General features: G+C 70.7%; 7 protein-coding genes and 1 pseudogene. 3 read left to right on the forward strand and 5 right to left on the reverse strand.

The window, feature by feature from the left end; translation table 11 throughout:
• Positions 1 to 133: 133 nt before the first annotated feature.
• Positions 134 to 511, reverse strand: coding sequence for a toxin Doc (locus tag AB0H32_RS19840; RefSeq protein WP_361121893.1), 378 nt, complete (start codon positions 509 to 511; stop codon positions 134 to 136).
• A 3-nt stretch (positions 512 to 514) separates the two neighbouring features.
• Entirely contained in the window at positions 515 to 754 is a 240-nt protein-coding gene (locus AB0H32_RS19845) for a hypothetical protein (protein ID WP_225829764.1), read from the reverse strand.
• 165 nt (positions 755 to 919) lie between these two features.
• Here AB0H32_RS19845 and AB0H32_RS19850 point away from each other — a divergent pair, with 165 nt between their 5' ends.
• The 3 genes from AB0H32_RS19850 (at position 920) to AB0H32_RS19860 (ending at position 3,880) form a co-directional block, all read left to right on the forward strand.
• Positions 920 to 1,426: a methylated-DNA--[protein]-cysteine S-methyltransferase gene (locus AB0H32_RS19850; protein WP_361121896.1), complete on the forward strand. Its 507-nt coding sequence runs from the start codon at positions 920 to 922 to the stop codon at positions 1,424 to 1,426.
• Between the two features lie 14 nt (positions 1,427 to 1,440).
• Entirely contained in the window at positions 1,441 to 2,163 is a 723-nt protein-coding gene (locus AB0H32_RS19855; RefSeq protein ID WP_361121899.1) for a 2OG-Fe(II) oxygenase, read from the forward strand.
• A 94-nt stretch (positions 2,164 to 2,257) separates the two neighbouring features.
• Positions 2,258 to 3,880 carry a multicopper oxidase family protein gene (locus tag AB0H32_RS19860; RefSeq protein ID WP_361121902.1) on the forward strand — a complete coding sequence of 541 codons (1,623 nt, stop codon included), beginning with the start codon at positions 2,258 to 2,260 and terminating at the stop codon, positions 3,878 to 3,880.
• Between the two features lie 250 nt (positions 3,881 to 4,130).
• On the opposite strand, the gene AB0H32_RS19865 is transcribed toward AB0H32_RS19860, so the two are convergent.
• The 3 genes and pseudogenes from AB0H32_RS19865 to AB0H32_RS19875 form a co-directional block, all read right to left on the reverse strand.
• Complete coding sequence (locus AB0H32_RS19865; protein ID WP_361121905.1) at positions 4,131 to 6,389, reverse strand: hypothetical protein; 2,259 nt, start codon at positions 6,387 to 6,389, stop codon at positions 4,131 to 4,133.
• Between the two features lie 260 nt (positions 6,390 to 6,649).
• A pseudogene (locus AB0H32_RS19870) lies at positions 6,650 to 7,638 on the reverse strand (LysR family transcriptional regulator).
• A gap of 466 nt (positions 7,639 to 8,104) precedes the next feature.
• The coding region (locus AB0H32_RS19875; protein ID WP_361121908.1) for a glycoside hydrolase family 9 protein at positions 8,105 to 10,278 on the reverse strand (2,174 nt) is incomplete at its 5' end.

Below are 10,278 nucleotides of genomic sequence, written 5' to 3' on the forward strand. Positions count from 1 at the left end.
AGTGGACTGGGTCACGGCCCTTCTCGGAAGGCCCGCGCAGGACGGCGGCTCTCCTGCGCGAAGCCGGCCGCCGGCCCGTTCCTCCCGCCCCCGGCCGGCGGCCCCGGCGGCTTCCCCCGCCGGCCGGGCGGTGTCAGATCTGCCAGGAGCGGAGCCGGTCGGCCGCGCCGTACACGTCGGTCTTGCCGGAGATCAGGTCGCGGGCGAGGTCGACGAGGGCGCCGTAGGGCGGGTCGATGCCGACGCCGCTGGTGAACATGTAGGCCACGGCGGTGGCGCAGGCGAAGCGGGCGTTGGCCGCCGGCAGCGGCTTGAGGACGGCGAGGGTGTGCAGCAGGGCCGCGGCCCGCCAGGCGGGGTCGGAGTCCACACCGAGCCGGGGCGGGTCGACGCGATGCCGGGCGACGGCGGCGACCAGCGCGGAGAAGTCGTCGACCGTGGGCTGGTCGGGCAGAACCTCCTCGTGGCGCTGGAGCAGCCACGGGACGTCGATATGGATGACGGAGGACATCGTTCAGGCGGCCTCGCCCTTGGCGGGGGGCTCGTCGTCGGGGAACGCGGCCGCGAACTCCTCGGCATGGGCGGTGAAGAAGCTCCGGAATGCCTCCGCGCCCTCCTGCAGCGCACGGTGCCGGGCGATGTCGGCGGCGGCGGCCTCGCGCACGAGCGCCTTCATCGACGTACCGCGCTCCTTGGCGATCTGGCGCAGGTCCTCTAGTTCGCGTTCGCTGAACTCCACGTTGAGAGCTGGCATGCCCACACGGTACCGCGAGGGTACTTACTCGTAAATACCACCAGGTCAGGCCATCTTTTCGGCGGTACCTACAGGGGGCGAGGGCCAGGTCCGATTTCCGCCGGTGGCCGGGTGGGTGGGCGCAGCAGACTCGAGGGCGGACCCGGAGAGACCCAGGAGGATCCGATGACCACGCACACCGTCCACACCACCTGCGCGAGCCCGCTCGGAGAACTGCTGCTGACCGGCGAGCAGTCCGACGGCCTCACCCTCACCTCCGTGACCCTCCCGGGGCGACGCGGCGCGCCCGCGGTGCGTGCGCAGGACCGGGACGACCGGGCGTTCGCCGAGGTGCGCCGTCAGCTCGACGCGTACTTCGACGGCCGCCTCACCCGCTTCCGTCTGCCGCTCGCCGTCACCGGCACGGCGTTCCACCGGCAGGTGTGGCGGGCGCTGGAGGACATCCCGTACGGCACCACCGTCAGCTACGGCCACCTGGCCGCGCGCCTCGGCGTGCCCCGGGAGGGGATCCGCACGGTCGGGCAGGCCCTCGGCGCCAATCCCCTGCTGCTGGTGCGCCCCTGCCACCGGGTGATCGGCACGGACGGCTCGATGCGCGGGTACGCCGGCGGGGTGGAGCGCAAGATGTGGCTGCTCACCCATGAGGGTGCGTTGCAGCCGACCCTGGTGTGAGGGAAGGAAGAGACATGGACCTCACCCCTGCCGAGGCCGGACGGCGCGCCGCCCGCACCGACTGGACCGCGCTCGCGACGGGGCTGGACGAGCTCGGCAGCGCGCCCACCGGCCCCCTGCTGACACCCGGCGAGTGTGCCGAACTGGCGGGTCTCTACGACGAGCCGGACCTGTTCCGCACCACCGTCGACCTGGCCCGGCACCGGTTCGGGTCGGGTGCGTACCGCTACTTCACGCACGACCTGCCCGCTCCCGTGGCCGCGCTGCGCGCCGCTCTCTACCCGCGCCTGCTGCCCGTCGCCCGGGACTGGGCGGCCCGTCTGGGCCGCCCGGCGCCCTGGCCGGACTCCCTGGACGCATGGCTGGAGCGCTGCCACGCGGCCGGCCAGGACCGGTCGGCACAGATCCTGCTCAGCTACGGCCCGGGCGACTGGAACGCCCTGCACCGGGACGTGTTCGGAGAGCTGGTCTTTCCGCTCCAGGTGGTGATCGCCCTGGACGCGTACGGCACGGACTACACCGGCGGCGAGTTCCTGATGGTGGAACAGCGGCCACGGGCCCAGTCGCGCGGGACCGCGAATGGCCTGCGGCAGGGGCACGGCATGGTGTTCACGACGCGGGACCGCCCGGTCCGGACGCGCCGAGGCTGGTCGGCCGGGGCGATGCGGCATGGGGTGAGCACCGTGCGCTCGGGGCGGCGGCGCACGCTGGGGCTGGTGTTCCACGACGCCGCCTGAAGCGGCGGGGCACCTACGGCCTCCAGTATCCGATCATCAGACGCGCCGCCGCAGATCCATCAGATATCAGCCCAAAACGTGTCTCATTTCCTACATGCACACACCTTCGCGGCGTACCCTGCTTCGAGCCCCGATCGCTGCTGCCGGTGCGGGACTCCTGGCTGCCTGCACCGGCTCCGGCTCCCGTGCCCCCTCCGGCCCCGAGGGCATGGCGGTCGCCGAGAGGGACTTCGTTCCTCCGGGGCCCAAGGGATATGTCGACCCGTCGGGTCCGGAGGTCCGTGCCGCCGAGCGCAGACGCGGCACCGGTCCGGTGCGCATGCTCAGGTTGACCGCCGCCGAGTCCACGCTGGACCTGGGCGGGCGGCACGTGCGGACCTGGGCCTACCACGAGATGCTGCCCGGGCCGCTCGTGCGCGTCACCGCCGGTGACGTCCTCAGCCTCACCCTCGCCAACCGGCTGCCGGACACCACCACGCTCCACTCCCACGGCGTGCGCCTGCGCTGCGACATGGACGGCGCTCCGGGCCTGACCCAGAAGGCCATCGATCCGGGGGCCGACTTCACCTACCGGTTCACCGTCGCGCATCCAGGGACGTATCTGTTCCACTCGCATGTCGGAATGCAGCCGGACCGGGGCCTGTACGCGCCCCTCATCGTCGACGACCCCAAGGAGCCCCTCAAGTACGACAAGGAATGGATCCTCGTCCTGGACGACTGGCTCGACGGCGTCGACGGCTCCACCCCCGACAACGTGCTCGCCCAGCTCAAGCCGGGCATGGAGGCGGGCGGCATGGCCATGGGCCCCGAAAGCGGCCGCTCCGGCCCCGGCCGGGCGGCGAGCCCGCACGCGATGCACTCCCACAAGGCGAGCGGCCCCTACCGTGTGCTGCACGGCTCGCACAGCCGCATGCTCCACGGGGAGGCGGGCAGCGTCAACTACCCCCTCTATCTCGTCAACGGCCGTGTGGCCACCCATCCCTCGGAGTTCCGGTGCAAGCCCGGCGAGCGCATCCGGCTGCGCATCATCAACGCCGGCTCCGAGACCGCCTTCCGTGTCGCGCTGGGGGGGCACGCCATGACCGTCACGCACACCGACGGCTATCCCGTGGAGCACAAGGAGACCGACGCCCTCCTGATCGGCATGGCAGAGCGCTACGACGTGCTCGTCACCGCCAAGGACGGCGTCTTCCCCTTCGTCGCGCTGGCCGAAGGGAAGAAGGGTCAGGCCCTCGCGATCCTGCGCACCAGCAAGGGAAGAAACGCTCCGCCTGCCAATGTCCGCCCGGACGAACTGGACGGGAAGGTCGTCCCCGCCCGCCGGCTCGTGCCCCACGATTCAGTGGCCCTGGACGACCGCGAACCCGACCGCGAGATGCGCATCAGGCTCACCGGAACCATGAAGAGGTACGACTGGGGCCTCGACCACAAGGCCTACGACGTCCGCGAGCGCCACCCGGTCCGCACCGGCGAGCGGGTGCGGCTCACCCTCATCAACGCCACCAGCATGTGGCACCCGCTGCACCTGCACGGCCACACCTTCGCGCTGACCGGTCTGGACGGGGCCGGGACGCGCAAGGACACCGCCATCATCCTCCCCCACCGCAAGATCGTCGCGGAGTTCGACGCCGACAACCCCGGCCTGTGGATGCTCCACTGCCACAACCAGTACCACTCGGAGAGCGGCATGATGACGGTCCTCGGATACCGCAAGTAACCGCCACGAACGATCAGAACCGAGGTGAAGCAACAGCAGAGCCGGACCGCAGCCCGCCCAAGTGGCGCCCGGCGGGCTGCGGTACCCGTGCGACCCCCCGTCCGTGTACGGCGGCGGTCGGACACAGGACGGGATCGTCGAGGTGGAGAACTGCCCGAGCACGCGCCGGCACACGCACGGGCGCCAAGTCGGTCACCGTGACACGCCCGGACGGTGTATCCGTCCCGGGCAGCCGTGGTCGAGTCCGGGTTCACAGGTAGTCGTCGTAGGGCGAACGGGGCCGGTCGGCGCCCGTGCCGGCGGAGGAGCGGCGCGAGGGGTTTGCCGTACCGGGAGTGGACAGGCGACGGCGGCGCCGCCACAACAGGACGGCAGCGAGGAGGATCAGCAGGGCCGGCGGCAGCACCCACGTTGTCGTCAGGTTCCGTCCGGACCCACCCGGCCTGTCGTTGCGTTCGGATGCGCCAGGGCCTGCTGCCGCCCGGCGCGGAGTACCGGAGCCCAGCCACAGCGAGCCGTCGGCCCCGCCCCCGCCGGCCGGGCGCGTCAGGGAAGCGTCGATGTCCTTCGGCAGTTTCGAGTACTGCGCGACGAAGGTGCTGTCCGGGATCTTCCGCAGCGGCACGGAGGTGAGGTCCACTCCCCCGTACACATAGGTGTACGTGTAGATGTACTTCCCCTTGGTCTCCCTGCGGGTGTAGTGGTAGTCACCCTTCGTGTACGAGCTGACGTACCGGTCGAAGGTGTCCTTGGGCTTCCAACCGGTCCTGGTGGTCCAGGAGTTGATGTCGCCTTGATCGACGAGATCACGGTAGGTGGTGTGCCGGGAGGCGCCGAGGTCCCGGTACCACTGGGCGGCGACGCGGGAGAGGTGGACGCGGCGCAGGTCGGCGTAGTGCGAGTCGATGTTCACGAGCTCGGTGAGCTTCGGCAGGATCAGGCCACGGAAGAGCGACTCGTTGTGCCTGCGGGTCGAGTCGTCCTCCTTGGGACAGTTGCCCAACTCGCTCTGGCCTTTGGGGAGATGGACGTACTCGGACTCCATCTTGACCTTGAGCGGTGCCTTGAGGATGTACAGCTTGTCACCGTCGACGTGGACGTCGGCCGGGTCGGGCACGATCCACACGCGTGACGACGAGCAGGTGCCCTTCAGCCGGTCGTGGTACTCCTCGCCCAGCTCCGTGCCCGGATGGATGAGCCTGCCCACGTCCTTCTTCAGCCGCAGGTCAGCCTGGAGCATGACCCGTCCCACGTCCGTACGGCCCATGTCGGCGTCGACGATGCGGTCGGGTTCGGTGGGGTTGAGGTTCACCCAGAACGTCGAGGGGTTCAGTTCCAACCAGACGAAGAAGGCGTCCGAACTGAGCCGGGCGGCGTTCGTTCCTGCTGTCGGTGGGGTTCCGCCGGTGGTGGAGGCGGGGGCCTCGAAGGAGTACTGCAGGCCGCTGCCGTCGCCCGGGTCGGAGAGGTAGCGCAGTTGGAGGGCGGAGAAGTCGATGCCGCCGGGTGCCTGGGCGACGGGTCCGGCCAGTGCGCGGCCCAGTCCGCTCGGGGCGGCCCGTACAGCGGCCTTTTCGTCCGGCTCCTCGCAGTCGGCCGCCACGACGTACCAGCGGGCCGCACGTGCCAGGACACCGGACCCGCCTCCCGGGAGCGGCGCCGCGAGCGGTGTCGCGCAGGCCGTCGACGGCGTCTTCCCCCACAGTTTCGCCAGCCGTTCCGCTTCGCGTGCCCGCTTCTCCAGCGTCTGCTGCCGTGTGCGCGCCACCGCCTTGGCGTTGCGCTCGCGGTCGGCGTCCGTCATGTTCGCCTCGTGGTCCGCGGCTGCGGCGGCGTTGAGGATGCGCTCCCTGCGTTGGTACGAGCCCTCCCCCTGCTTGGTCATCCAGCGCACTTCGGTGTTCGCCGGGATCTTCGGCGCGCATCCGTCGCACGGCGACAGGTCGGAGTACAGGAGGAACGTACGAGCGGGGTCCGTCACCCCCATGTACAGCAGCTCCTGTGAGAAGAAACGGATTTCGGAGTGCGCCCCGTCGACGTCTCCGGTGGAGGGGTTGTTGAAGGTGGGAACGATCACGAACCGCTCGACCTGCGGACGTTTGGCAAGGCCGAGCGACTTGTACAGCGCGGGGTCGTTCTGCTTCAGCTCCTCGGCCTCGACCACGCGGTAGCCGGTGGTGTCCGCGTTGTCCAGGCCGGTGATGTCCACGAACCCGATGGCCAGGTTGCGGCCGTAGGCCCGGTCCAGCCCGGCGGTCTTGCGCGCCTGGTAGGCCAGGTTGCCGACGGGGTCCTGGAACCACTTGGTGATCTGCTTGCCCCGGGGCTTTTGCGCGGGCGGCTTCTTCGGCGTGCCCCGGGCGGCGGTGTCGGCGGCCGCCGCGGACTGGGCCGCCGCTACTCCTGGCGGCAGCACGGGAGTCAGCGTCAGCGCGACGGCCGTCGCCCACGCGGACAGCCCCAGCGCGGCGCGACGTCTGAGAGCACGGCATAAGACTGCGGACAGCATGGGCTGCGGCTCCTTCCCCCGTTCCCGGGATTGTCCCCCGGCAGCCGGGTTCACAGGACGAGGCACCCGAGGCGCACACGGAACGTACGCCGATTCCTCACCCTCCCCGGACCCCGCGACCGTACGCACTTGAGCGGTGTAGCACCATGTGCACGGTTGCTGCCAACACGTGGCCCCTGTCCCCCTGTTCACACCTTGCCCGAGAGAGCCTCATGCCTCACCAAGGCACTGGTGGTAGATGCTGTCAGGAGCCCATCGAGTCACCGTTGTCGGGGTGAGGACCTGCGAGCATTCGCGATGTCGTCGCTGTCACCGCGCTGTGGCGTCGTTGCCCAGGACGGACGCCAGACCGCCTCTGGAAGTCTTGGCAGGGTTCCGAGGTGGGTGATGATGCGACGAAGTTCTGGATGTGGATTCGCTCTGGGGAGGATGAGCGAGAGCGGGTATGCGAGGGTCGGATTCACGACAGGGATGCGGCGCAGGTCGTAGTTCGTCGGCCACATGTACCGGTCGCGTACCCCGACGAGGGTGGCCACGTCCGTGAGTCCGCAAGGGTGTCCAGGAGTACTTCGTCTCCGAAGTGCGGGCCTGCCGCGTCGATGCGCAGGTCGAAGCCGGTGGCGAGCTGATCGTAGAACTCTGCCCATTCACTCCGGGGTGCGATACCCGGCACCCAAATCCGGTGCTTGCGCAGCTGCGCCGGCGTCAGTCTTCGCGCGGAGGCGAGCGGATGTCTCGGGCCGACGAGAAGTTCCAGCGGGGAGTCGAACGCGTGGATCATCTGGACCTCGGGCGGCAGTGCGGCCGGATCGGTGACGGTACGGAACGAGGCGTCGACATCGCCTGCTTCGACGGCGGCGACCGCCACACGCGGGTCGTTGACCCTGAGGGTCACCACGTCGAGATTGGTTTCGGGATGGGACCGCCAGTAGTCGTGCAGAACAACGGCCTGCGCGCTGCGCAGGCCGAGAACGTCGATCCGAAGGGCCCGGGAGCCCGGCCTCACCGCGGTGACGGCGCGCTCGACGCCCGCGACGATGCTCCGCGCGTGGGGGAGGAACGCCTGGCCATCGAGCGTCAGCTCAACCCCTCGGGCCGTACGTGTGAACAGACGGACTTCCAGCTCGCGCTCCAGGCCGGCGATCCGCTTGGAGACCGCCTGCTGTGTCACGCCCAGCTCATCGGCCGCATGCTGGAACTGTCCGAACTCGGCTGCCCGGACGAACGATCGCAATGCCTCGGTGTCCACTGGTTCATCTTAGGCGCGCCCAACCAATCGTTGTGGCTCGCCGAGGACCGGTTGTCCGATCAGGCTCCGGCGTGGCTGTGGTGATTCAGGCATCAAACCGTCGGTTGTCGCGAGGAGCCAGTGCGTGTGAGCAACGTCCTGGCGTCCTGCAGCAGGCTCCCCGGCTCCGATGCGAGGGTGCCCGATCCACCGTGCGCCGGCTCGGGACGGCCCGGCGGCACCCGGACGCCTCGCCCCGGCACCCGACTGCTGAAGGTCGGCCTTTCCGGCGGTGCGAGGAAACCGGGGAGCGGTAGCGTTGCGGTATGACGTCAGCGCCGTCCCGGTTTCCCCCGTATCCGATCCGTGGCGTGCGTGTGCTGCATCAGAGGCAGAACTGCGCGCCGCACTTCGCGGAGATCGTGGTGGATTTCGAGCCCGCGGCCCAGGGCTTCGCCTTCGACGTGGCCAAGGGGCTGACGGTGGACTACGAACCCGCCGCGGATCTGCCGCTCTTCTTCGCCGCGGCCGCCGCGGGCATCAGGGAGCAGTTGAGTCTGGCCGAGCACGGTGTCGTGGTCGCCACCAGGGTGGTGCTGCGGCGAGCCCGCGCCCTGACGATGGGCTCCCACGAGCCGGCGTTCAGAATTGCGGGCTGTCTCGCCGCTCGCAAGGCTTTGGAACACATGGCGGTGCCGCCCGGGTGAGCGGCCCCCGCCACGGCGTCTCCCACCGGGCCTTCTCCCGGTACGGCAACGGGCAGGCAGGGCGCAGCACTTCCGCGCCATGACGGCTCGGCCGGCCCACGACTCCGGCCGCTCCGCTGCGCGGACGGGCCCTGACCCTGGTCCGCCGCGAACGAGGCCATCCAGGCCAGCGCCGCGTTCCAGTTGACGGCCGTCTCGTTGGTGGACCAGGACTGGATGTCGTCGATGTAGCAGAACTGGCCCGTGCAGCCCTGCAGTCTGCTCTGGGCGTACGGGTCCTGGATGCCGGAGTTCGGGCCCCCGGCGAGTGTGCCCCTGGGCGGGTCCGGGAGGTTCGGGTCGAGTTCGCGGGCGTACCAACGGCTGTGCTGATGGTGGGAAGCGACCTCGCCGTAGCCGGTGACGTACGAGATGTTCAACGCGTTGCGGCCGAGGATGTAGTCCATGCTCTCCAGTGCGCCGTCGCGGTACCGGGGACTGCCGGTGAGGTCGTAGGCGGTGGCGATGACGTGCGCGTTGTTGAGGACCTGGGCGTTGGAGCCCCAGTCGTAGACGTTGCCGCCGGGTGCGTACGGCATGCCGTAGGGCTGGGACGCGGCCGTGGCCAGGTAGGTGTCGGCCGCCTCGGTCACCGAGCGGCGGACCTCGTCCCGGCCGGGCAGCCCGCTGGGCACGGTGGCGAGATCGAGTCGGCCGGCCGCCGCCGTGCGGCCCCAGTCGAAGCCGAGGGGTCCGAAGACGTCCGCCGTGTGGACGGGCGACGTGAGGACGTGGTCCGCGAACTGCCGCTCCCCCGTGGTGAGATACAGCTCCGCGGCCGCCCAGTAGAACTCGTCGGACGCGTCGTCGTCGGCGTAGGCGCCGCCGCCGGTGCCGTCGTCCGGGTCGGGGTACATCCGCGGGTGGGCGAGGGCGGCCTGCCATGCCGTGCGGGCGGCGGTCAGGGCGCGTGCCGCGAACGCCCGGTCGTAGGGCAGGTACAGGCGGGCGGCCTGGGCTGCCGTCGCCGCCAGGTTGAGGGTGGCCTGGGTGGTCGGGGCGTGCAGTTCCCGCTTCTGCGGGTCGTCGCCGGGCAGCAGCGGCAGGCCGGTCCACTGGGCGTCGTGCACCTTGCTGTGCGCCATGCCGGCGAGCGGCCGGCCGTCGGGTACCTGCATCTTCAGCAGGAACTCCAGCTCCCAGCGGGCCTCGTCGAGGATGTCGGGCACGTTGTTGCCGCTCTCGGGCAGGTCGAGGCTGCCGTCGCCGAGGCGGGCGGGCTCGCCGGTGCGGGCGAGCAGGGACCGCTCGTAGGTGCTCAGCAGCTCCCAGGTGGAGATGCCGCCGTTGACGACGTACTTGCCGTGGTCTCCGGCGTCGTACCAGCCGCCGGTGACGTCCAGCGTGTAGTCGCACAGGCCCGGTCGGCAGGGCACGTGCGCGTCGCCCTGGTTGGGGGCGGCGTTCAGATGGCCGGCGGGCCTGCCGTAGCCCGGGCGGAGGTCGTCGCGGATCGCGGTGCCGCTGCGCTGGGTGTAGTAGTACTTCAGCGAGTCCAGGCCGAGCCGGCTGTAGGCGCCGGACGCGATGTCGAACGGGCGGCTGCTCTCCCCGTCCGCGGTCAGGGTGAAGTCCGTGCCGCGCCCCTGGAAGGCACCGAAGTCGATCGAGTGGACGTTCTGTCCGGAGGAGGCGTCGGTGCCGCGCGGTACGGTCCGGCCGTGGGCGACCGTCCGTCCGCCGGCGTCCTTCAGCTGCCAGGGCAGCGGGGTGGTGGTGGCGGTGACGAGGGTGGCGTTCTTCGGACCGGCGGGCAGGTAGGCGACCTGGTTGACCCGGACGCGCGGACCGGTGTCGGGCCGGTACGGCTCCGGCGGGCCTCCGCCGGGCGCCGTGGCGGCGCCCGTCCTGGCCCGGGTGACCGCATCGGCACCGGCCCCTCGGCGCGCAGGGCGACCGCCCGGGTGCTCAGGGC

The organism is Streptomyces sp. NPDC020362 (assembly GCF_040642095.1).
Classification (GTDB): domain Bacteria; phylum Actinomycetota; class Actinomycetes; order Streptomycetales; family Streptomycetaceae; genus Streptomyces.